The sequence below is a fragment of the Hungatella sp. genome (genome assembly GCF_046966825.1).
This window is the reverse complement of record NZ_JBKVCZ010000058.1, coordinates 16,092-39,392: the sequence shown is the minus strand read 5'-3', so window position 1 is coordinate 39,392 and position 23,301 is coordinate 16,092. Positions and strand designations below refer to the sequence as shown.

At 52.4% G+C, this 23,301-nt stretch carries 16 protein-coding genes; 10 read left to right on the top strand and 6 right to left on the bottom strand.

Features of this window, described 5'->3' with window-relative positions; genetic code table 11:
* The 4 genes from ACLTD4_RS17935 to ACLTD4_RS17920 form a co-directional block, all read right to left on the bottom strand.
* The coding region (locus ACLTD4_RS17935) for an SLC13 family permease (protein WP_412331455.1) at positions 1-465 on the bottom strand (465 nt) is incomplete at its 3' end.
* Between the two features lie 54 nt (positions 466-519).
* Positions 520-2,328, bottom strand: a complete 1,809-nt coding sequence (locus tag ACLTD4_RS17930) for a heparinase II/III family protein (RefSeq protein ID WP_412331454.1) — start codon at positions 2,326-2,328, stop codon at positions 520-522.
* Positions 2,325-3,953 (bottom strand): response regulator, encoded by a 1,629-nt coding sequence (locus ACLTD4_RS17925; protein WP_117622776.1) that lies wholly within the window; start codon positions 3,951-3,953, stop codon positions 2,325-2,327. The genes ACLTD4_RS17930 and ACLTD4_RS17925 overlap by 4 nt, the downstream gene beginning before the upstream one ends.
* Positions 3,950-5,851: a histidine kinase gene (locus tag ACLTD4_RS17920; protein ID WP_117622775.1), complete on the bottom strand. Its 1,902-nt coding sequence runs from the start codon at positions 5,849-5,851 to the stop codon at positions 3,950-3,952. Before ACLTD4_RS17920 ends, ACLTD4_RS17925 begins: the two co-directional genes overlap by 4 nt.
* 412 nt (positions 5,852-6,263) lie before the next feature.
* Here ACLTD4_RS17920 and ACLTD4_RS17915 point away from each other — a divergent pair, with 412 nt between their 5' ends.
* The 6 genes from ACLTD4_RS17915 to ACLTD4_RS17890 all read left to right on the top strand — a co-directional run bounded on the left by ACLTD4_RS17915 (position 6,264) and on the right by ACLTD4_RS17890 (position 14,414).
* Positions 6,264-7,628 (top strand): ABC transporter substrate-binding protein, encoded by a 1,365-nt coding sequence (locus ACLTD4_RS17915; protein WP_002600042.1) that lies wholly within the window; start codon positions 6,264-6,266, stop codon positions 7,626-7,628.
* A gap of 126 nt (positions 7,629-7,754) precedes the next feature.
* The gene (locus tag ACLTD4_RS17910; RefSeq protein ID WP_181988656.1) at positions 7,755-8,822 is read left to right on the top strand and encodes a carbohydrate ABC transporter permease; all 1,068 of its coding nucleotides are present in this window, start codon (positions 7,755-7,757) and stop codon (positions 8,820-8,822) included.
* A 17-nt stretch (positions 8,823-8,839) separates the two neighbouring features.
* Positions 8,840-9,676: a carbohydrate ABC transporter permease gene (locus ACLTD4_RS17905; protein WP_117622774.1), complete on the top strand. Its 837-nt coding sequence runs from the start codon at positions 8,840-8,842 to the stop codon at positions 9,674-9,676.
* A gap of 20 nt (positions 9,677-9,696) precedes the next feature.
* The gene (locus ACLTD4_RS17900) at positions 9,697-11,541 is read left to right on the top strand and encodes a glycoside hydrolase family 2 protein (protein ID WP_117622773.1); all 1,845 of its coding nucleotides are present in this window, start codon (positions 9,697-9,699) and stop codon (positions 11,539-11,541) included.
* A complete protein-coding gene (locus ACLTD4_RS17895) occupies positions 11,510-12,691 on the top strand; it encodes a glycoside hydrolase family 88 protein (RefSeq protein WP_055655854.1) in 1,182 nt (393 codons plus the stop codon). Before ACLTD4_RS17900 ends, ACLTD4_RS17895 begins: the two co-directional genes overlap by 32 nt.
* Before the next feature lie 10 nt (positions 12,692-12,701).
* Positions 12,702-14,414 (top strand): DUF2264 domain-containing protein, encoded by a 1,713-nt coding sequence (locus ACLTD4_RS17890; protein ID WP_412331453.1) that lies wholly within the window; start codon positions 12,702-12,704, stop codon positions 14,412-14,414.
* A gap of 69 nt (positions 14,415-14,483) precedes the next feature.
* Here ACLTD4_RS17890 and ACLTD4_RS17885 read toward each other — a convergent pair whose 3' ends face one another.
* Both ACLTD4_RS17885 and ACLTD4_RS17880 read right to left on the bottom strand, forming a co-directional pair.
* Positions 14,484-15,941, bottom strand: a complete 1,458-nt coding sequence (locus ACLTD4_RS17885; RefSeq protein WP_117622771.1) for an amidohydrolase family protein — start codon at positions 15,939-15,941, stop codon at positions 14,484-14,486.
* An 11-nt stretch (positions 15,942-15,952) separates the two neighbouring features.
* Complete coding sequence (locus ACLTD4_RS17880; RefSeq protein WP_117622770.1) at positions 15,953-17,266, bottom strand: NCS2 family permease; 1,314 nt, start codon at positions 17,264-17,266, stop codon at positions 15,953-15,955.
* Between the two features lie 355 nt (positions 17,267-17,621).
* Here ACLTD4_RS17880 and ACLTD4_RS17875 point away from each other — a divergent pair, with 355 nt between their 5' ends.
* From ACLTD4_RS17875 to ACLTD4_RS17860, 4 genes are all read left to right on the top strand, one after another.
* Complete coding sequence (locus ACLTD4_RS17875) at positions 17,622-18,386, top strand: GntR family transcriptional regulator (protein ID WP_117622769.1); 765 nt, start codon at positions 17,622-17,624, stop codon at positions 18,384-18,386.
* A gap of 69 nt (positions 18,387-18,455) precedes the next feature.
* Positions 18,456-20,231: a sensor histidine kinase gene (locus ACLTD4_RS17870; protein WP_117622768.1), complete on the top strand. Its 1,776-nt coding sequence runs from the start codon at positions 18,456-18,458 to the stop codon at positions 20,229-20,231.
* Entirely contained in the window at positions 20,228-21,784 is a 1,557-nt protein-coding gene (locus tag ACLTD4_RS17865) for a response regulator transcription factor (protein WP_412331452.1), read from the top strand. The genes ACLTD4_RS17870 and ACLTD4_RS17865 overlap by 4 nt, the downstream gene beginning before the upstream one ends.
* A gap of 96 nt (positions 21,785-21,880) precedes the next feature.
* Entirely contained in the window at positions 21,881-23,269 is a 1,389-nt protein-coding gene (locus ACLTD4_RS17860; RefSeq protein ID WP_117622766.1) for an ABC transporter substrate-binding protein, read from the top strand.
* Positions 23,270-23,301: the final 32 nt, after the last annotated feature.

Sequence of the window (23,301 nt, the reverse complement as noted above, 5' to 3'; positions counted from 1 at the left end):
GAAGAGGTTCTGCGGGTTTCCCACCGGGGTGGCCATGCTCCCCAAGTTTGCCGCCACAGTCTGGAGCACCACGATCCAGGCCATATGCTTCTTTTCGCCGATCATATCCAGAATGAGGATCGTAAAGGGGACGAAGGTCAGGAGAGCCACGTCATTGGTGATCAGCATGGAACAGAAGAAGGGCAGCATAACCAGCATCCAGGAGAGCTGCCGGAAATTATTCTCGCCGGAAAGCAGCTTCCTCGCCATCAGGACGAAGAGACCGCATTCCTGAAATCCGGCCACCACCACCATCAGACAGAATAAAAGGGCCAGGACCCGGAAGTCCACGTATCCGATGTAGGCGGCAGAGGGCGGGACGAGAAACATGGAAAAGACGGCACAGACCAGGGAAACCGTCAGAATTGTATCTTTTTTTGCGGCGGCCAGAATGCGGCCGCCGATGGCCTTTCGTGTAAGGTTCAAGAGTTAGCCTCCTTATGCAGTGCAGTGCTTTGACTGCGTTATCGGTGCAATGCTTTAAACAATCGTCAGAGTCAGATCGTGGGCCTCCATGGTGATGAGGCAGCGGTACAGATTGTGCTTCCAGGCCGTTTTCAGGCGCTCGTCAGTGACTGGAATCTCTTCCACGGTGATGGAGGAAGCGCCTTCCACTGTACAGGCGGCCAGATCACCGATTCGGATGGTATTCTGATCAATGACAGGCTTCTCGCAGAACATGAGCGACAGGATGGCCGTACCGCCGTCACCCTCGTAGTGGTCCCTGATGGTGATGGATTTTTCCTTTTCCAGGATGGCCTCCCGTGAGTAGGAACGGATCCGGTCGTCGGGATACGCCTGCCGGAGATCCATGGAGATCCGGCAGGCTGTCTCTCCCAGTTCATACCGTACGTCCGCGGCGCGGTACTGTTCGCCGGCCTGCTGGACCGTCTCTCTGCCGTGGTCCACGAAGGTGGGCAGGTTGTGATACCGGGACTGCATGGTCCTGATATCGTAACGGTCGGGAGAGAAGGTCTTCTTCGTGTACGTTTCCACGCCGGCGTCGATGAAGAGCGGCTTTCCGTCCTTGTAAATGGTGAAGCTGCCGACGTCGTTGTGGTTATGGCTGTCGTCGTTGTCTCCGCCCTTCACGGCGAGATAGAGGCGGCTGTCGCGGGCCATGAAGAGGCCGACGCTTTCATAATAGAGGTCCCGGTGGACGATCACGGGATTCCTGTCATGCTGCATCATCTCCTCATGGGAAAATACGGTCTGAAGCCGGTAAAACAGATTGTGCTCGTCCAGAGTGAGCGGGTCTTCGCTGTTCTGGTAATCGGAGGCTGCGAACTCCATAAGAGCCTGGTTTCCGGTGCGCTTGCCAAACAGGTATTCCCTGGCATTGCAGCGGCCGGCCACGGGGGAGCAGTCTGCGAAATTGACGTAATAGATCGTATCCACGTGCACATTTAAGATGTAGGAGGCGATATTTCTGATCTTTTCCTGCTCCCAGGCGAAGGAGAAGGCATGATCCGTGATTCCGTTCAGGATTTCAAGGCAGCCGAAGAGGCAGAGCCCTGCGTGGCGGTAATACTGGGCGCCCTCGTCGCAGCAGCCGTCTTCGCCGTACTCAGCCAGGAAATAGTCGATGCTTCCGGCAGCTTTGGTAAGAATCGCGGTCTGTGTCTCTTTCGGAAGAGGCCGGGTAAAGGCGGAGAGAAGCACGTTCTGGGTGCACCAGACCGTCCAGTTGTTCATATGGCTCTTTCCATCCCCCATCCACCAGAAATGTTCGCTCAGATAGGGCGTGAAGATCCGTGTCTCCAGTTCGTGGTCGATCATGACGGAGAGGAAAGGGCTTACCTCTTTTAATTCACTGCGCAGCAGGTATTCCGCCACGGCAAGGACGGAAGCGGTCTCGGCGGCGAATAAGTCGATGACGGGCCTTGTGACGTCAGGAAGGGGAAACTGGGGCGTATCACGGATATAGGAGTTGTGAGCCGGAAGCTGCCATGCATTTTCCTCACAGATCAGGTAAAGTCCGTTGATAATGTCGTCGAGGAAACGGCCGTGGTGTTCTGCACATTCCGCGAGAACCAGGCTGTCTAAAGCGGTACGTCTGGCGAAGAGCCTGTCCTGGTAGCGGCTTCTGTTTCCGCTGCGTGTAAATTCCATGAAATCCACGGCGGTTAAGGCGGGATATTCGTAGTGGAGATAGGCTTCTCCATTTTTTATCAGGCGTGCTTTTAAGTCTTCCGGGAGCGTCTCCCAGCATTCCCTGTCGGCCGCCGGCGGGCAGGGCGTGAAAAGCCTGAGTGAATCAGTGAGAGTTTTTGCTGCTTCTGTAATCATAATGTGTCTCCTTGTTCTCCATCGGGACCGATGGTGTTCTGCTGTATATATTCGCGGGGAGAGATTCCCTCCACTTTTTTAAATACCTTGCTGAAATAAAAGGCGCTTTCAAAGCCCAGCCTGTCCGCTACCTCGTAGATCTTCATGTCCTGCTCTAAGAGCATGCTTTTGGCCTTTGCGATCTTGGCCTGGGAGATATACTCGGAGAAGCCGACCTGACAGTTTTTCTTAAATAAAATGCTCAAATAGTTGGGGCTGAGACCGAAGACGCCGGCTACCTCATTTAAGGAGAGGCGCTCGGTCACGTGGCTGCCTATGTACTTCTGCACATTGGTGATGACGTGGGCCTTATACGTCTTTCTCTTGGATTTTAGCACCTCGCATAAGCCGTCCCGCAGGATGATCATCCATTCGATGATCTGATCCACACTGGTAAAACGGTAGATGGAACGGTAGCCGTCGCTGTAGGAGGAAAAGATCTCCATCATGTTTTCCTCTCCGTCGGGGAGAAGGGAGAGCGCTAAGTAGAGGATATTGCAGGCCCCGTCCACCGCCTGGAGGAAGCGGAGGGGATGCGCCCTGAACAGCTCGATGATCTCGGAAAGCGTCCGGTAGAGGACGTCGGTGTCGAATTCGTCGAAAGCCTTGGTGATGTCATTTTTAAATACGGCGATGTTGAACGCGTTCTTGACGGACTGGGTGTCATCCTGGGAAAACTGGATGATCGGGGCTGTGCTTTTGGTCCGGCCGAAGGCCTGTCTGGCGTCCTGGTAGGATTCGCAGATCTTTAAGGGCTGTTCCACCGGACTGCCGATCCCGGCCAGCACGGTGACGTTAAAGTAGTTGTGAACCATTTCCACCGCATTTTTGACTGCGCTCTGAAGCTGGGCGCCGCTTAGGTTCTCCGGCTTCTGAACGTGAAAAATCACTGCAAAGTGCTTCATGTCGAGAGAGATGGCATAGCAGGGAACGTGCTTGTTCAAAATATCCCGGGCCATGGAATAGGTGCTGCTGCAGAGATTCATCAGCTTGGCATGGTCCATGGAGCCGTGGGATTCCTCGCGTATCTCAAACAGGGCGGCGCAGTAGCTGGCGTCCGTGAAGGTCAGCTTCAAATCCTTCGCCTGGAGATGGAACTGTTCTTCCGTGTCGAAGAGATTGTGCAGCAGGCGCAGGATGAATTTATCATAGTAGCTCTGGAGCAGGGGGCGGCCGGGGTCTTTGGCCTTTACGACGGCCTGAAGGTTTTCCAGACGGTTTTTCGCCTTCTTCACGGCCTCTGCCAGGGAGTCAGCGCTCAGCTCCAGCTTGATTAAGTAATCGACGGCCTCGTAGGTCATGGCCTCCTTGATCAGCTGAAATTCCTCGTAGCTGGTCAGAAAGATGAAGAGAGGAATTCTTCCGTATTTTTCACGGCAGGTCTTTGCAAGCTCCAGCCCGTTCATGATGGGCATGCGGATGTCGGTGATGACGATCTCCGGAGAATATTCCTCAATTAAATCCAGCGCATTGGCGCCGTTCATGGCGGTGCCGCAGACCTCGATTCCGTATTCCTCCCAGTTTATCATGGACTTGATTCCGATTTGAACCAGCGGCTCATCATCTACAATCAGTAATTTTATCATAGCAGATCCTCATCTTTCTTCCTTTCAGATTGGTTGATATAAGGGCGTACGATCGTCATGGTCGTGTAGACGCCCGGTTCGCTGACAATGGTGATTCCGTATTCCGGTCCGAAATCGTACTGGATTCTCCGGTTTACGTTGCTGATTCCCACGTGGCGGAAGAAATCGGTCTTGTTTTTGCCGGGGTTGTCTTCCTCGTGAAGCACGGAATCGATGGTCTCCCGGGTCATGCCGATTCCGTTGTCGGTTACGCTGATCTTCAGCACTTTCTTTCCGTTCACCGTGCCGGATTCTGCGGATACCGTGATGGCACCGGCGGTTCCCTTCGGCTCGATCCCGTGGAACAGCGCATTCTCGATGATTGGCTGCAGGGTGAAACGGTGGATCTCGCAGCCGTAAAGCTCCTCCGATTCGATGTGGTAGTCCATGGTGATGCTTCCGCCGTACCGGTACTGCTGAATAAGGAAGTAATCCTTGACGAGATCCAGCTCTTCCCGCAGGGTGACCATGGATGAGGTACCCTTGGAGACGCTTTTTAACAGCCTGGCGAGAGCCGTCGTCATGTCGGCGATGCCGGTGGCGTTCTGAATCGTGGCCATCCATTTGATGGAATTCAGCGTATTGTAGAGGAAATGCGGATTGATCTGGCTTTGCAGAATCTGGTATTCCAGATCTTTTTTCTGCTTTTCGTCCGCCACCCGCTTGTCCATCAGGGTTACGATATTTTCCGACATATTGTTGATGCCGCGGCCGATGGAGCCCAGCTCGTGGTTCCATTCGATCTCACTGTCCCTGGAGAAATCTCCGTCTGCGATGGCGTCAATCTTTAAACTGAGCCGTTTGATGGGCTGGCTGATGATCTTGTTCAAGAGAATGGTCAGCAGACAGCCGAGGGAGATGATGGCTGCGCTGATTCCGACAATCAGCAGCAGGTAGACCATGCGCTGCTGGTTAAACTGCTGCTGGGATAAAACCTGGGAGAGATACCAGCCGTCGGCTCCCTCCACCTCGACAGGACGCCGGACCAGCATCCGTTTTTCCCCATTGGGGGAGACCACGGAAAATACCTGCGTGCCGGGATCCAGTGTTGCAGTGCCGGTCACAGGCTTAAAATCGGTATAGGGCATGGCGGGATCGGACCAGGTGCTGCTGGAGGAACCGTAGGTCTTGTCCCCGATGGTTAAAAACAGCTGGCTGTCGCTGGCCTGAGGATAGGAAGCCAGGTAGTCCGTGAACAGGCGGGAAGAGACCTCCACATAGGTCCAGCCGATGATCTCCAGGCTGTATTCGTCATACACGGGGCGCACGATGGGGATGATCTTCTCGTGATTGGCATTGGAGATCGGATCGTCCACCACCCCGATCCAGCGAAAATCGGGGCTTTCAAACAGAGGAGCGAAGAAGCTGCTTTTGCTGACCCGCGCGGCGTCGAAGGAGCTGGAGTAGTTGGCGCTGGTCATGGACTGCAGGAAATTCCCGGTATTGGGAGTGGAGATGATGACACGGGCCATATACTTCTTGCCGCCAGCGGTCCCGGAGGTTATGTATTCCTCATTCAGCCGCTTGTAAGCGGTCAGAGCCAGCGGGCGCAGGGCCTCGGTGTCCCTGGAAGCCGTTGGGAGCTTCGGCTGGTCCTTCAGCCGTTCCAGATAGTGGCCGACCTCGCTGTTGGAACAGCACCATTTGGTGAAGGTAACGATCTCCTTCATATCCTCCGCCATGTTGCTGCTGACGACGGAAAGGTTGAATTCTGTGGACTGAATCTGGTTTTTCATAAGAAAAGACTGGAATACGGAGTAGCAGACCGCCATGGTGATGACTGCAATCAGAACCGTGATCGCCGCCGTTACGGCCATGATTTTTCCGCGGATGGAACTGGGAAGAAATTTCTTTATCATAAGGATGGATTCCTCTCTCTACAGATTTCTATATACAAAATTAGACTATTTATTGTAAATTGTCAACACCCGAATAACGGCTGTTGAAGCCTCCGGCGGATGTGCAGAGCGCCCAAAGGCACCATGCCATGCGGACATGGCGGGCGCTCGCACCAATTCGCCCATAAGGCGAATTGAATAAAAAATAGAATGGTACTTTACGAAAAACAATGCAATATGTATACAATAGAGAAATTGTATTATTAATCGTAAAAAATTACATTGCCAAGGGGTTTATGAAATAATTGTGAATAAATAATGAATATTTTATGAGATAAAATCCATTCTTTTCAGCTGGCGGTCCGGTTATAATTTAGGCATAGTAAATCACAAACAGATGAGATTTACCAAATTCAAATCAGGAGGGAATACAATGAAAAAAAGAGCATTAAGTCTCGCGCTTGCAGGAGCGATGGTAGTTACCACACTGGCAGGCTGCGGAAGCAGCAGCAAGGAAACAACGGCTGCACCGGAAGGAACAACCACGGAGACGACAACGAAGGCAGAGGCACCGGCGGACACGACGGCAGCGGCCTCTGGAGATAAGACAACTCTTAAGTGGTCTGTCTGGGATATCAGCTCCACGACCTATTATCAGCCGCTCATCGATGAGTTCGAGAAGGCTCACCCGGATGTCACCATTGAAATGGTAGATTTGGGATCCACCGATTACCAGACTGTACTTGCTACAGAGCTTACAGGCAATGGTTCCGACTTCGACGTAGTAACCGTAAAGGACGTTCCAGGCTACATGACTCTGGTGAACAAGGGCGTGCTGGAGCCTCTCGACAGCTACATATCAGATTCCGGCGTGGATCTGGCTCAGTACAAGGGACTTACCGATCAGATTACGGTAGACGGCAAGTTATACGAGCTTCCATTCAGAAATGACTTCTGGGTGCTGTTCTACAACAAGGATGTATTTGACAAAGCAGGAGTTGCCTATCCGACCAACGACATGACATTCGATGAGTATGATAAGCTGGCCAGATCCGTAACTGTCGACACCCCAGGCCAGGAAGTATACGGCGCTCACTACCACACATGGAGATCCGCAGTTCAGCTGTTCGGTATCCTGGATGGAAAGAATACGATTCTGGACGGAAAGTATGAGTTCTTAAAGCCATACTACGACATGGTTCTTGCAGAGCAGGAAGACGGCGTATGCCAGGATTATGCAACCTTAAAGACCAGCGGCCTTCATTACTCCGGCGCATTTGCCCAGGGCAACGTAGCGATGATGAACATGGGAACCTGGTTCATCTCCACACTGATCGAGAAGATCAAAACAGGCGAGTACACAGACTGCACAAACTGGGGAATTGCAAAGTATCCTCATGCTGACGGCGTAGAGGCTGGTTCCACACTGGCAACCATCACCTCCCTCGCAATCCCGACCAACGCACCTCATAAAGATCTGGCCTGGGAGTTCGTAAACTTCGTAAGCGGAGCAGAAGGCGCAGAGGTTCTCGCAGCAACAGGAACAATCCCGGCTGTTATGACAGACGAAGTGGCGAACCTGGTATCCGCAACGGAAGGCTTCCCGAAGGACGACGAAACCAGTGTAGATGCGTTAAATACTGCAAATCTGTATCTGGAAATGCCGGTACATCCGAAGAGCTCTGAGATTGAGACCGCTCTGAACGAAGCACATGATGCCATCATGACAGGAAGCATGTCTGTCGATGACGGAATCGCACAGATGGATGAGCAGGTAAGCGCTATCCTGGCTGAATAAAAAGCGCAGACGATAATCAGGCAGCATCAAGAGGCGGGCAGAATAAAAGCCCGCCTCATTTAAAGAATCCCCTCTGAATTTGAAACGAATTGTGGAATGGTAAATGGTAAAAAGGAGGAAAAGCCGGTGGCTAAGACAATAACAGAAGCACAGAAAAATGAAAAAATTGCTGCGCTGCTCACAAGGCGTGAGGCTCTGGAGCGCGAGCTTAAAAATACAGAACAGTCACATAAGAGAAACAAACTGATCTCCCAGATTGAGACGACAGAAGAGAAGATTAAGAAGGTGCGCACGGGAGAGCGTTTTACCAGACAGGAAAAGAGAGACATGGTGGCATATTCCTTTATTGCTCCCAACTTCATCGGATTCGCGGTATTTACCCTGGGACCGATCATCTTTGCGTTTGTGCTGGCATTTATGAAATGGGATGGCAACAGCCCCATGGAATTCGCAGGACTAAAGAATTTTATACAGATGGCAGGAAACGCCAGATTCCGGTCGTCCTTTATCAATACGATCGTCTACTGTCTGGCGACGGTGCCGTTTACCCTGGCCTGTGCGCTGGGGCTGGCGGTCCTGTTAAATCAGAAGGTCAAGGGACGGAATTTCTTCCGTACGGTCAGCTTCTTCCCCTATGTAGCGTCGCTGGTGGCCGTGGCTGCCGTATGGAACATGCTTTTCAGTCCACAGAAGAGCGGTCCCATCAACATGATTTTATATCAGTTGGGCGTATCTGCGAAGAGCCTGCCGAAATGGGCGGCCGACCCCCACTGGGTCATGTTCACCATCGTACTGTTTTCCGTATGGAAGAACATGGGCTATTATATGATCATCTATTTAGCTGGTTTACAGGGAATCAACGCCGAGCTCTACGAGGCGGCCAGCTTAGACGGGGCTAATTCCCTTCAGCGTTTCCGCTACATCACATGGCCGCAGCTGCAGCCGACGACGTTCTTTGTCACGATTATTTTGACGATTAACTGTTTCAAGGTTTACGATATCGTATACATGCTGGCCGGCGGTTCCAACGGCGTTGTCAGCTCCTCAGCCATGGTTCTCGTCTACCACATTTACGAGGAAGCGTTCCGTAACTGGAATCTGGGATATGCCAGCGCGGTCGCCATGGTATTGTTCCTGATGGTTCTTGTCATCACGCTGATCCAGTTCCGTGGTGAGAAGAAGTATGCGAATTAAGGAGGGCAGGAAGAAAAATGAAAGTACAAAGCACAAATTATAAGATCAGCCGGGTTATCCTCTATGCAGTCCTGATCGTCTTTGCATTCCTTATGCTGGTACCATTTGCATGGATGGTGTCAGCTTCATTGAAATTGGATAAGGATGTATTTATCTTCCCGATTCAGTGGATACCGGAGACTCCGAGATGGAAAAACTACATAGATATCTGGACGAAGATTCCTCTTATGAAATTCGTCGTAAATACGGTCAAAATCACTTTAATCGTTACATGTTTACAGCTGCTCACCAGCAGCTTCGCAGCGTATGCATTTGCAAAACTGAATTTCAAGCATAAGAACGGGCTGTTCCTGGCTTATATCGCAACCATCGCCGTTCCATGGCAGGTATACATGGTTCCGCAGTTCATGATGATGAGAAGCTTCGGACTCAACGATACGCATCTGGCGATCATCTGCCTTCAGGCATTCTCTGCCTTCGGCGTGTTTATGATGAGACAGTTCTACCAGGGAATTCCGGATGAACTCTGTGAGGCGGCCAGAATCGATGGTATGAACGAGTATCAGATCTGGGCGAAGATCATGCTCCCGCTCTCCAAGCCCGCGCTCTCCACATTGACGATCTTCACCTTCGTCAACACCTGGAATGACTTCTTAGGACCGCTCATCTACTTAAAAACGGAAGCCAAAAAGACCCTCCAGCTGGGATTGAAAATGTTCTTAAGCCAGTACAGCTCTGAATACGGCCTGATCATGGCGGCCTCCGTACTGTCTTTAATTCCGGTTCTGATCGTGTTTCTGGCACTGCAGCAGTACTTCGTGGAAGGCATCGCGGCGACTGGCGTAAAGGGCTGATCGGGAAAGGACTGGTTTCGATGGAAGAGATTAAAAATTTCGTGGACAATATTCACAACGAGGCATATAAAAACGCTTATTCCACTCCCTTAATCGGGGCGGAAAGCCTGATTATGCAGGGAGGGAGAGAGGAAGAGAGTCTGGATGGGCTCTGGAATTTCTCCGTGGACCTATATGATAACTGCCTCCGGGCCAAATGGTTTCTGGAGGAGGAGACGAATGCAGAAGGGCGCGCGGTACCCCTTGACTATGCTTTCGACGACTGGGAGACCGTGCCGGTTCCCGGGGTCTTTAATCTCGCAAAACCGGAGTATTTCTACTATGAGGGACCGGCGGTTTACAGCCGCCGGTTTTCTTATGGAAGCCGGGGAAATGAGCGGGTATTTATCCGGTTCGGAGCGGTGGCCGGTGAGGCGAGGGTGTTCCTAAACGGCTGTTTTCTCGGCGTTCACAGAGGCGGTTCCACGCCTTTCTGCGTGGAGGCGACAGAGAGTCTGAAGGAGGGAGCGGATAACCGGCTGATCGTTGTGGCGGATGGGACCAGGCATCAGGCGGATGTGCCTTCGCTCAACACGGACTGGTTTCCGTATGGAGGAATCTACAGGAGCGTAACTCTCCTGCGTCTTCCGGAGGTCTTTATTCAGGATATGAAGGTGAGACTGAGTGGAAGAAGAGAGCGGGAAATTACAGTGGAAGCGGTGGCAGCCGGCAGTATATCGCCGGATTACAATGCATTTTTTGAGATACCGGAGATCGGAGTCTGTGAAATCATGGATTTCGGCCCTGACGGAACGGGCCGGCTGAAACTCAAGGTTCCGGAGCTGGAGCTGTGGAGCCCCGAAAATCCCCGGCTCTACAACGTCCGGCTGACTTTATATGATGGGGAGAACCGGGCATCCGACCGGATCTCGGACCGTGTCGGTTTCCGTACCATCGAGACGGCGGGCCGTTCCATACGCTTGAACGGCAGGCCTCTGTTCCTGCGCGGTGTCTGTCTCCATGAGGACTCCAGGGACCATGGAAAGGCGGTAACGAAAGAAGAGATACGGGAAGCCTTTCGCCTGGCCAGGGAGATGAACTGCAATTTCGTCCGGCTGGCCCATTATCCCCATACGGAATGGGCGGCGCGGCTGGCCGACGAGGAGGGCCTCCTTCTGTGGGAAGAGATCCCCGTGTACTGGTGGATCGATTTTGGGAATCCGGATACCTTTGGACAGGCGAAAAACCAGCTGAGTGAGATGATGAAACGGGATGCAAACAGGGCCAGCGTCATCATCTGGTCCGTTGGAAATGAGAATCCGGATACGGATGAGCGGTACCGCTTCATGGCGGACTTAGCAGAGTATGCCAGGCATTCCGATCCGTCCAGGCTGATCTCTGCGGCCTGTCTGGTGGATACCGTGAATCTGAGGATTGCGGACCGGCTGGAGGCGCATCTGGATGTGATCGGCCTCAATGAATATTACGGCTGGTACGATCCGGACTACACCAAACTGAGCACCATACTGGAACAGTCGGCGCCGGAAAAGCCGGTTATCATCAGCGAATTCGGCGCGGATGGGGCATTTGAGGCAGAGGAGAGGGAGGTCAAAAGCCCTGTCAGAGGATCTGTGAAGGAACAGGAGGAGATCTACGAAAACCAGATTGCCGTGTTTCGGAGGATTCCGTATATTCAGGGGACAACGCCCTGGATTTTGTTTGATTTCCGCACGCCGAAGCGGCTGGGAAAGTACCAGAAGGGATATAACATCAAGGGACTGATCACAGAGGACAGGAGCCGGAAGAAACCGGCGTTTTATCTGATGCAGAACTACTACGAGGAGGTTTTAAAACATGAATGCGGATACGATCAGACGTCTGAATGAAAAGAATGAGCTGTCCGGGGAAGCGTGCCGTCAGGCTATGGATTTTGCTGCCGGACAGGTGAAGGAGAATTTAAAGGAATTTACGCATTCTTTTAAGAAGGCGTACAGTGAGGAGGGCTTCTACCGGCCGACACCCAATGTCAACTGGACGACGGGCTTCTGGACCGGGCAGATATGGCTGGCCTATGAATGGAGCCGGGATGAGATGTTTAAGGAAGCAGGAGCGATTCAGATCGACAGCTTTTATAAGAGAATCGAGACGAAGGCGGACGTGGACCATCACGACATGGGCTTTCTCTACAGCCCTTCCTGTGTCGCCGGATACAAGCTGACCGGAAACGGGCAGGGAAAACGGGCGGCTGTCATGGCGGCGGACCAGCTGATCACCAGATACCATCCGATCGGGGAATTTATCCAGGCGTGGGGGCCGATGGATCAGCCGGAGAACTACCGGTTCATCATCGACTGTCTGCTGAATCTGCCCCTGCTCTATTGGGCGTCGGAGGAGACCGGGGACGCTAAATACCGGGATATTGCGGAGAAGCATATCCATACGGCGATCGCCAATGTCATTCGGGAGGATTACTCCACGTGGCACACCTTTTTCATGAATATGGAGACGGGAGAGCCGGATCACGGGGCGACCTGCCAGGGATACCGGGATGGCTCCGCATGGGCCAGAGGCCAGGCGTGGGGCGTCTACGGCACGGCGATGGCTTACCGGTATACGAAGCGGGAAGAGTATATCAGCGATTTTAAGCATGTGACAGGATATTTCCTGGACCATCTGCCGGAAGATCTCGTACCGTACTGGGATCTGGAATTCGGAGACGGTTCCGGGGAGCCGCGGGATTCCTCCTCTGCCTCCATCGCCGCCTGCGGAATGCTGGAAATGGCGAAATATTTAAACGATGAGGATGCAAAATATTACACCTCCATAGCAAAGAAAATCATGAAGTCCGTGGTGGAAAATTACGCGGTAAAGAGCGGGGCGGAATCGAACGGCCTGGTTCTTCACAGCACCTACTCCAAGAAATCTCCGTATAACACGTGTACGCCGGAGGGTGTTGACGAGTGCAACATCTGGGGCGATTACTTCTATATGGAAGCGCTGACGAGACTCTCGAAAGACTGGAACCCATACTGGTAGAGGAGGCAAAATGAACATGAGATTAGAGACGAAACAGGATTTCAGGGATTGGATGTTCTCCGTCCTGAATCCTTTAAAACCATTATACAGCGAGGGCGGCGCCCGTCTGCATCTGGGAGACAGCGGAGTGACCTATCCGGAGGTCAGCATCGAGATGGAGGCATTTTCCCGGCCGCTGTGGGCCCTGGTTCCCTTCTGGAAGGGCGGCGGAGTAAACGGAGCCTTTGAGGAAATCTATCAGAAGGGGATTAGGAACGGAACAGACCCGGCGCATCCCGAATACTGGGGCGGCGGTTATGACCAGAGGTTTGTGGAGATGGCGGCCATTGCAAGCGGGATGATCTTTACGCCGGAGAAGGTCTGGGAGCCCCTCGGGGCGGAAGGGCAGAAGCATCTGGCGGACTGGCTTTACGCGATCAACGAGCACATCATACCGGACTGCAACTGGCAGTTTTTTATGATACTGGTCAATGTGGCTCTTATGAAAAACGGCTGCCGCTACGATGCAGATAATCTGAAGTCCGGTCTGGATAAGATCGAAAGCTACTATCTGGAGGACGGCTGGTACCGGGACGGTGCGTCGGGGCAGAAGGATTACTATATCTCATTTGCCATGCATTACTACGGGCTTTTGTATTCCGTGGCCATGGCGGATGAGGATCCGGAACGGTGCGCCTGCTTCCGGGAACGGGCCAGAATCTTCGCCGGTGATTTCATCTGCTGGTTCGATGCGGATGGGGCGGCGCTTCCCTATGGAAGGAGCTTATCCTACCGGTTTGGCGAGGCGGCTTTCTGGGCGGCCTATGTGTTTGCCGGCCTCGATGACATTCCAGTGGCCGTAGTAAAGGGAATTCTCGCCCGCCATTTGAACTGGTGGTGCGAACAGAAGATATTTGACCGTGACGGCGTGCTGACCATCGGTTACGCGTATCCGAATTTAATCATGGCAGAGCGCTACAATGCGCCGGGGTCGCCGTACTGGGGAATGAAGACGCTTCTGTGTCTGGCGCTTCCGGATGACCACCCGTTCTGGAGCACGGAGGCCGCACCGCTTCCGGCTCTGCCAGAGGTGAAAATGTTGCTCCAGGCCAATATGATTGTACACCGGCGCGGAAGAGATGTAATCGCCTACCCGGCCGGAGTCTGCGAGAAATACGGACACGGCCATGTGCCGGAGAAATACTCCAAGTTCGCGTATTCCACGAAATTCGGTTTTTCCGTGGCGCGCAGCCAGATCGTGCTCCATGAGAATGCGCCGGATTCTGCGCTGGCCTTTGTGATTGACGGCGATGATTACGTGTTTGTCAGGAAGGTAAGTGAATCGTACCATATCTTTGCGGACCGGGTAGTCAGCGACTGGCAGCCGTTCCCGGGAATCCGGGTGACTTCGGTCGTGGTGCCGACGGAGTATGGCCACATGCGAATCCATGAGGTGGAGAGTGACTATGACTGTACGGCCTATGACTGCGGTTTTGCCGTGGAGAAATTTACAGAAGGGTACGGAGAGTCGGCAGAAGGAAAGACGGCCGCCGCAGCCTGGAGGAAACAGGGCTGTACCGTATCCGGCGAAGGCCCGGAGGCGGCCGGCGTCGTGATCGGAGCCGATCCCAATACGAATGTGCTTTACGCCAACGCGTCTATCCCTGCGGTTGCCTATAAGATCCGCAAGGGGGAGAAGGTGCGGCTGGAGACGAGGGTGGAAACTTTTGTGAAAGAAGAATAATAGTGGCCGCAGTATCAGCGATAGGAATCCGCTGATGCTGCGGCCATATTTTTGTGGATAAGTCAGAATTTAATTCAGCACGTCCCAGGTGATATCCCCATCCTTCATAAAATCCGGATGGATGATTCGGGCGTAATGTTCTCCGAATCGGTGCTTTTCCATTAGATCTGTCATGCACCGTTCCGTCCAGTCAAATGTCTTCTTGACGAATTTTTCCTCATCCAGGTTTAGAAATTCCCCATCCCGGCGAAGGAGCTTCCCGTCCACCATGGTCTCGCTGGTGGTCGTTCCGGCGCAGTTCCGGGTGAAGAGGAAGTAGAGAAGTTCCGGACTGGCCTCCAGAAGGCTGGTGCACAGGGGCAGCAGATGAGGCGCTTTCTTTAAATCAATGGTAATGATATCCGCCTTCTTGCCCGGCTCGATGGAACCGATTTCCTGATCGAGGCCGTATGCGCGGGCACTTCCCATGGTGGCTGCGTAAAATGGAGCCTGATAGGGGAGAACCCGTTCAGCCCGCGGCATGATGTTGTGCACGATGAGCATCAGCTTCATGGCCGACATGGCGTCCAGGGAGCCGTAATCGCTTCCGAGTCCGACATTGATCCCATTTTTCAGCATGTAGGGAACGTAGGCGCAGTTTCCGCAGTTGGTGCCGTTGATATCGGGATTATGTATGATGGAAGCACCGGTCCCGGCGATGGCCTCGATCTCCGGTTCCCGGAGCATGGAGCCGTGGAAGAGCACGCTGCGGGAGGTAATCAGTCCCCTTTTCATGTAGTGGGAGAAGGCGCCGCCGTCGTCCCTCCACATCTCGTCAGCCCGTTCCACGGCGTTCTGGAATTCCCAGAAATGGGTGACGAACCGGGTATCATACTGCTCCGCCAGCTCCAGCGCGCCGTCCATCAGCTTTTCCATACAGTCCCACAGGTCATGAATATGTACGGCCACCGACATGCGGCGTTTTGGATTGTGGTAATGTTCAATGCAGGACTTCGTCTTTTCCAGCGCCTGCTTCCAGTTCAGGGGATCTGAATCCAGACGGAAGGAGGATGCCATCTGAGGAGCCAGAATGCCGCGTATGCCGCTGGTATCCATGGCCTCATAGGCGGTGTCCGGCAGGATGGTGCTGTTCTCCACGGTCGTAGTTCCGTGTTTTAATGCGTTGATGGCCGAAGTCATGGTGATGTCGTACAGGCTTTCCTGCGTCAGCCACCCATAGGGATCGTGTATGGTGGTGAGCATGTGATCCGAGATGTGGCTGTAATCGAAGGGAAACGCCCTGGAAATATTCATGAGCGTGTTGCACAGATGATTGTGGCCATCCACCAGCCCCGGCATGACAAGCTTATCCGTACAGTCGATGACGGTGAACAAGCTTTTCTCCGGATGCTGTTCGTAATACTCTTTTTCAGTTCCCAGAAACAGAATCCTGTCGTCCTCTACAGCGACGGAAAGTCCGGTGGAGACAGACTCCGGATTGGCTCCGCCAAAGAGAAATTTGCAGTTTTTAAACAGAGTGACTCCCATGGAACGCCTCCTTATGCGAGCGCTACCAGATAGTAGAGCAGGGGGACCGCAATGATATAGATGGCAGGATGCAGTTCCTTTGCCTTACCGGCAGCGAGTTTGGTGATGACACAGGTGATGATGCCCAGGGTCAGTCCCGTGGCAATATTGTAGGTATAGGCGGTTCCCATCACGGAGGCGAAGGCCGGCATGTACTCTGTGAAATCAGAGTAGTCCAGCTTCTCCATACAGGTGAGCATGCCTAAGCCGATGGTGATCAGAGCGGCCGAGGATACGCTGTTGGGAACCATCAGGGCGACCGGGGTAAAGAACAGGGCCAGTCCCAGACAGATGGCGCAGCCCACGGCGGTGAGTCCGGTTCTGCCTCCGGCTTCTACTCCGGCGGCGGACTGGGCGTATATGGTGACCGTGTTGGTTCCCATGACGGTGCCGACACAGGTGCCTACGGCGTCAACGATAAAGGGCTTCTTGATATCCGGGAAGTTGCCCTCCTCATCCAGTAAGTTGGCTTTGGAGCCAATACCGAACAGATTGCCTACGGTAGAGAAAAAATCTCCCATGAAAAAGGCGAGAATAAACGGCACATAGACGAGTTTTAACGCTCCCGGGATATCCAGCTTAAATGCAACCGGAGCCATGGAAGGCGGCATACTGATCAAATGGTTGGGAACGGTGGTAAGCCCCATGGGGATGCCGATTACGGTTCCGATGACCATGGCCAGCAGGAGACCGGATTTCATCTTTCTGGAGGTGAAGGCCAGGATAAGCAGCAGGGTGATTCCAGCCAGAATGATTTCCGGGCTGTGTAAATCTCCCAGCTTTAAAAAGCCGGAATCATTGAGGCGGATCAGCTTGACGTTGGACATGCCGGTGGCCGTGATAAACATACCGACCGCCGCGCCCATGGTGATCTTAAGTCCCTTCGGTATGACCTTTACCACCATTTCACGGATGTTGCATACGCTGATGATGACGAAAATGACACCGGAGATAAAATTCATTCCCAGCGCGACCTGCCAGGTGGTAATGCCGGCACCGACGATGGAATAGGCGATCAGCGCGTTACTGCCCATAGCTGTGGCGAGGACGAAGGGGATGTTGCAGTATAAGCCGCAGATCAGGGTGAATATCATGGCGCTGACGATGGTAACCGTGGCCATGGCCCCTTTGTCCATTCCGCAGCTGGCCATGATGGAGGGATGGACTGCAATTAAGAAAGCGAGTGTCATGAAGGAGGTCGCTCCGGCCACCAGTTCCGTCCGGACCGTGGTTCCACGTTCTTTTAAATGAAAAAAGGAATCTAAAGCTTCGTTTAGTTGATTCATGATTTTATCCTTTCTGATACTGTAAAAGAGTGAAGTAACGTGTAAAAAATCAGAAAATTCGCGAAATTTCTGTTGATTTACTTTCAGGATAGAACGAATGCACAAAAAAGTCAATAAAACAAAGAGAATAACATTATTTTCTGTACAATATAACAAAAAATAGAAGGGGAAGGAGGCAAAAACTGTAGAAAGAGAAAAGTGGTATTACCACTTAGGAAAAAATGGTATTACCACTTTTCGGAATGCATAAAAATAGAGGCGTAAATGGTGAAACATGTTAGGAAGTCTTTCCTGAATTTTCAGTTTATGGTATACTATACCACGAACGGCGGCAGGAGAAGAGTGGAGGCGCACAGTGGGGCAGGAGAGCAGTTTAAAGCAGCAGGTAAAAAAGAAGTTAATGGAGTACATCCAGTCTATGGATCTGGAAAAGGGAAACAGGCTTCCTTCTGAAGAAAAGTTAAGCACCATGTTCGGGGTGAGCCGGGTCACCATCCGGTCGGCACTTAAGGAGCTGGAGATGGAAGGGCGTATATTTTCCAGGCATGGGAGCGGAACGTATGTCAATCCCATGGCAAGAAGGATCGCCTTTAACCTGGCCGTTCCCGAGCTGTATGAGAACATCATACGCAAGGGCGGAAGGACGCCCGATGTACGGGTGGAAGGCGTCATCACGGAGGCGGCCGGGGAAGAAGCCGTCTCATCACTTGGCGTGTCTTTGGGGGAGACCATGGTTGCCGTAAAGAAGACATTTTTCGCGGAGGACAGGTTTTCCATGTACTGTATCGATCATTTCCCGAAGGAGCAGCTTACCAGGGAGCAGATGCAGAGCTTCTTTAACCCGGAGCTGTCCATATTCGATTATCTTTACCGGTACAAGGGAAGGAAGGCGATGTGGGATACCATGAGAATCCAGACTGTGACCAACCGGCAGTTTCCGGAGATCAACGGGCCGGCCGGTTTAAGCGGGGAGGAGTGTCACCCATTTCTTCTTCTGAAGGGCATTAATTATGATAAGACGGATACGCCGTTTGTCTATTCTCATACCTACGTTGACACGGAGGTAATCGAGTATAACATGATACGGAAGAAGGCGTATAAATACGAACCATTTTATTGATTTTATGATTTCCGTATTGTATAATATGAAATACTATTTACAAAAAATGGCAGAACCGGAGGGCGGGACATGATGTGGCTGAATAAAAAGAAGAATTTAAAGGCTTCTTATTATCACACGTTTCTGGCCCTCATTGTCATCCCCATTCTGCTTATCATCATCATTTCCAGCGCCATCATCCGCACGATGATGGTCGATTCCGCGACCCGCAGCATTAAGCGCGCCCAGGACAATATCATTGCCACACTGGGCGGCGAGGTGAAGGACGTCTCCCTGCGGCTGTCCCATTTTGTCTATGTCAATGACAACGAAATCATGAAAATAGCGGCGATGACCGATACGCAGGACTTTACGAAGCGGTACAGCGCGACGCTTATGCTGTCGGAATCTTTTAATTTTGCCATGGTTCCGGTGCAGGATATTCTGTCCGCCATCTTTTATATGAAGGATGGGGGATCTACCTATATGAAGGACGATATCATTCTTCCGGATGAGGAGATCAAAGCGTCGGACTGGTATCAGCAGGCCTTGAACGATAAGAACATGGTAAAGGTCGGCTTCTACGACAGAAACGTGGCCACCTCCAGAAAGGCCCATACGCTGACCATTGTGGCTGGCCTTTCCCCCGGGATCGATGTGGACCGCGATAATGTGGTGGAGATGACCGCCCTGTTCGTCTCCTCTCAGACAGGGAACTTAATTAAGGAATACAACAAAGAGAAGCTTCTGGGAATTACCATGCTCTTAAATCCCGACGGAACGCCGGTCTTTGATGTGGACGACGGCATGCGCTTCTTTATTCCGGAGATTGTTTCTGGAGGAGAGACGGAGCTGCACCATAAACTGGACGGAAAAAATTACGTTTACGTCATTTCAGAGGAGCCGGTAACGGGACTCCTCGCTGTCAGCGTGGTCGATTCCGAACTGCTGACACGGGATTTCAACCGGACCGCCGCGGCGATCGTGGCGGTAACGGTCGTTCTGTTTGGACTGTTCTATATATTTTCCAGTTACTTTTTAAAGAATATTATTGACCCTATCCACAACACGGTGGAAGGAATGAGGCTGGTGGAAGAGGGCAGGCTGGATGTCCATGTGGTGCCTGTAGGACAGGCTGAGCTGCGTGTCATGATCCATTCCTTCAACCGCATGACGAGGCGGCTGAAGCAGCTGATTCAGGAGAATGAGGAGGAACAGCAGAAGAAGCACGAGGCGGAGATCCGGGCGCTGCAGTCGCAGATCAACCCTCATTTCCTGGTAAATTCGTTAAATTCTATCCGCTTTATCGCGCAGGTCTCCAGATATGAGGCGATCGCCAGGATGGCGGAGGCGTTAATTAAGATTCTGTCCTGCTCGTTCCGGAGCAATGTCGGTTTCTATACCTTAAACGAGGAACTGGAGGTGCTGGACGGCTTTATCTACCTCATGAAGATCCGGTACTCCGACGGCTTCGAGATCGAATACGAGATCGGGGAGAATTGCGGTGCGTGCATGGTTCCGAGGCTGATTCTCCAGCCGATTGTGGAGAATTCCATCGTTCACGGCTTCTCCGGACTGGAAGAGGAGCTGGGGCTGATTACGGTGAAGGCCCGTCTCGAGGACACATATCTGTACGTAACGGTCCGTGACAACGGAAAGGGAATGACGGAGAAGGAGATCCGCCGGCTTCTTTCAAACGAATCTGCGGGAAATGAAGATTATGTGAGCATCGGAGTGACCAATGTCAACACACGCCTCGTTTTAAATTACGGAGAAGAATGCGCGTTGAAGATCCGGAGTGAGGTCGGAAAGTATACGGAGACGGTGCTGCGTATGCCGGCGGAGACGAAGGAGGAGCATATATGAGGAAGGTACTAATAGTAGACGATGACACCATCATCCGAATCACCCTTCGTTCTCTCATTAACTGGGAGGAGATGGGCTTTCAGATTGTGGCGGACGCTATCCATGGTGAGGCGGCGCTGGCATATTTAAAGGATCACACCGTGGATTTAATCATCAGCGATATGAAGATGCCGGTTCTCGACGGAATCGGACTTTTGGAGGCGGTCAGCCGTTTTGAGGTTATGCCGAAGGTTCTGGTGCTCAGCGGATACGATGACTTCAAGCTGGTTCGGGATGCCTTCCGTCTCGGCGCCTGCGATTATCTGCTCAAGGCCGACTTAAACGGGGAACTGCTGAAAAATATGTTGGAAGGACTGAGCGGGGAATGGGAGAGTGAAGACGAGGCCGGTAGACAGCCCGGAGCGGAAGAAAGCAGGGAAACGATATCCGACTCCGAACGCCTGAGCGCCATGGCCATGGGAAAATGCGAGCTGGATGAATTATTTTTTGATGGAGAGTACCTGGTGGTGCAGTTTGAGATCGATGAATTTCAGAAGCATGCCGGGAGATTTGCCGGCGACTTTGAGGGAGAACTGATCAGGCCCCTGCTGGAGTTTGCGGCTCAGATTCCGCGTGTCGCTTCCCGGTGTGTGCTGGGGACGATTTCACCCTCCCGCTATGTAATGCTCTACCGGATCTCCGATGGCGCCCAGTACCAGGACAATGTGGTCTCCACATGCAGGCAGCTGTGCAGTGTCTGGAATAATTTCTTAAACCTTCCTGTCTCCGCGGGCATCAGTACGAAGGGAAATGGGGCGGGAGATTTCCTCGCCAGGTTTGAGGAAGCAGGCGGATGGCTCTCCCTTCACTGGCTGAAGGGCAAGGCCGCGGTGTGCAGCCCGTGGGAGAGGGGAAGCGTGGATTATCTGGCGGCAAAGGACGCCTTCGTACGGTATAAACGTCTGACGGTGGGGCTGTTGACCGCGGATGAGATGGCGGTTTCGGAGGAGAAGCAGAAGCTTATTGCGGCGTTCTACCGGAGCGGGCTTTCCTCGGCAAAGCAGGAGCTTCTCTATCTCTTCTGTAATCTGGCCTGGATCCTGAACGAGAGCCATGACGATATCGGCGCGCTGTTTGCGGAAAAGGTGAACTATTACGAGAAGATCGGACGCCTCGAGGAGATGGGGAGTCTGGAGCTGTGGCTCAACAATTATTTCCGGTGGGTGATGGATTACGCGGCCCATCAGAACGACCGCCGTCAGGCGGATATGATGAGCCGGGCGAAGCGTTTTATTATGGATAACTACGCCAACCCGGAGCTGACGCTGGGAAGCGTGGCCGGGTATGTGGGCTTAAATGAGAAATACTTCAGTTCCAGATTTACGAAGGAGGAGGGGATGACCTTCAGCAACTACTTAACGGAGGTGCGGATCCGGAAGGCCAGGGAGCTGATGGAGCAGACCGATTTGAAAATTTATGAGATCAGCCAGAGCGTGGGGTACAACAGTGTGGAACATTTTACAAGGGTATTTAAAAAGATCTGTCAGGTCAGCCCGGGCGCTTACCGAAAATAAAGACCTAACGATATATCAAGTTTTCAAACCTTAGTTCATGGAGATGCGTGGAAGAAAATGGTAGACTGGAACCATCAACTAAGGGAGGTAAGAAACATGAAGAAACAGATTGCGGCATTAGGACTTTGCGCGGCTATGGTGGTGGGATCAGCGACAGGCTGTTCCACTGCGTCCTCGAAAGAGACAGAAAAGGCACCGGCAGCCGACACGACAACGGCAGCAGGCGGACAGGCGGATACAACGGCGGCTCCTGAGACGGAGGCGGCCAAGGCAGATTTAAAGGGAAGCCTTGTATTTGCTATCTGGGACAACAACCTGATGGACTACATTGATCAGAACGACATGGTCGGCAAGTTCCAGGAGAAGTATCCGGATGCGGAAATCGAAGTAGAGAAGATCAAGGACGATTCCGAGTACTGGAACGCCATGAAGATGCGTACTTCTGCTAACCAGCTTCCGGACGTAATGTTCAACAAGCCATTTACCTTATCGAGATTCAAAGATTATCTGGTTGATTTATCGGATCTGGACGCGGCGAAGAACAATGAGCTGGCGGCAGGCTATGCCATGGACGGCAAGATCCTGGGCGTTCCGATGACAGCCGGTTACGAATACGTATTTTATTGGAAAGACATGTTTAAGGAAGCCGGTGTGACGGTGCCGACGACATGGAGTGAATTCGAGCAGACGGCTCAGACACTTCAGGATTACTACGGAAAAGAAAACCCGGATTTCATGGCGATCGCCCTGGGAGCGAAGGATGAATGGCCGGATTACCCTTATATGGAATTTATGCCTGCATTAGAGGGCGGCAACGGCCAGAACTGGAACGATATGGCAAAGACTGACACACCGTTTTCAGAGGGCTCGGATATCAACAAGGCTTACACAAAGGTTAATGAACTCTTCCATATGAATGTATTTGGAAAAGATCCTCTTGGTATGGGCAACGATCAGGTGACGGCGCTCTTCGCACAGAAGAAAGCGGCGATCCTGGCTCTTGGAGACTGGGGCTTACAGAACATTCAGACCGGTACGGACGACTACTCCGAGCTGGGAACCTTCTATCTTCCGGTCAGAAATACCACCGATGATCCGTTCCGCGTGATCGTACAGGGCGACTCCTTCATGGGCGTGACGACTCACAGCAAGAATCCGGAGCTGGCAAAGGCATTTGTGGAGTGGTTCTACAGTGAAGACTGGTATCCGGGATACATAAGCTACGTAACCAGCGCCTCCTCCATGACGAATTTCCCGAAGGAAAAAGATCCGATCCTGGCAGAAGCAGACGCGCTGCAGCCAGACATGGAACTGGTTATGTACGACGGCGGCGGAGATGATTTCCAGGCAATTCAGAATGAGATCGCTTTCGATTACAAGAAGCTGGGAGCTCAGATGTTTACGGAAGGTTTTGATTTAAAGACAGAACTCGATACTTTAAATACAAAATGGGCGGAAGCAAGAACAAAACTTGGAATTAAATAAGACTCTGTAACAGGGGATGGGGTTTTCGTACA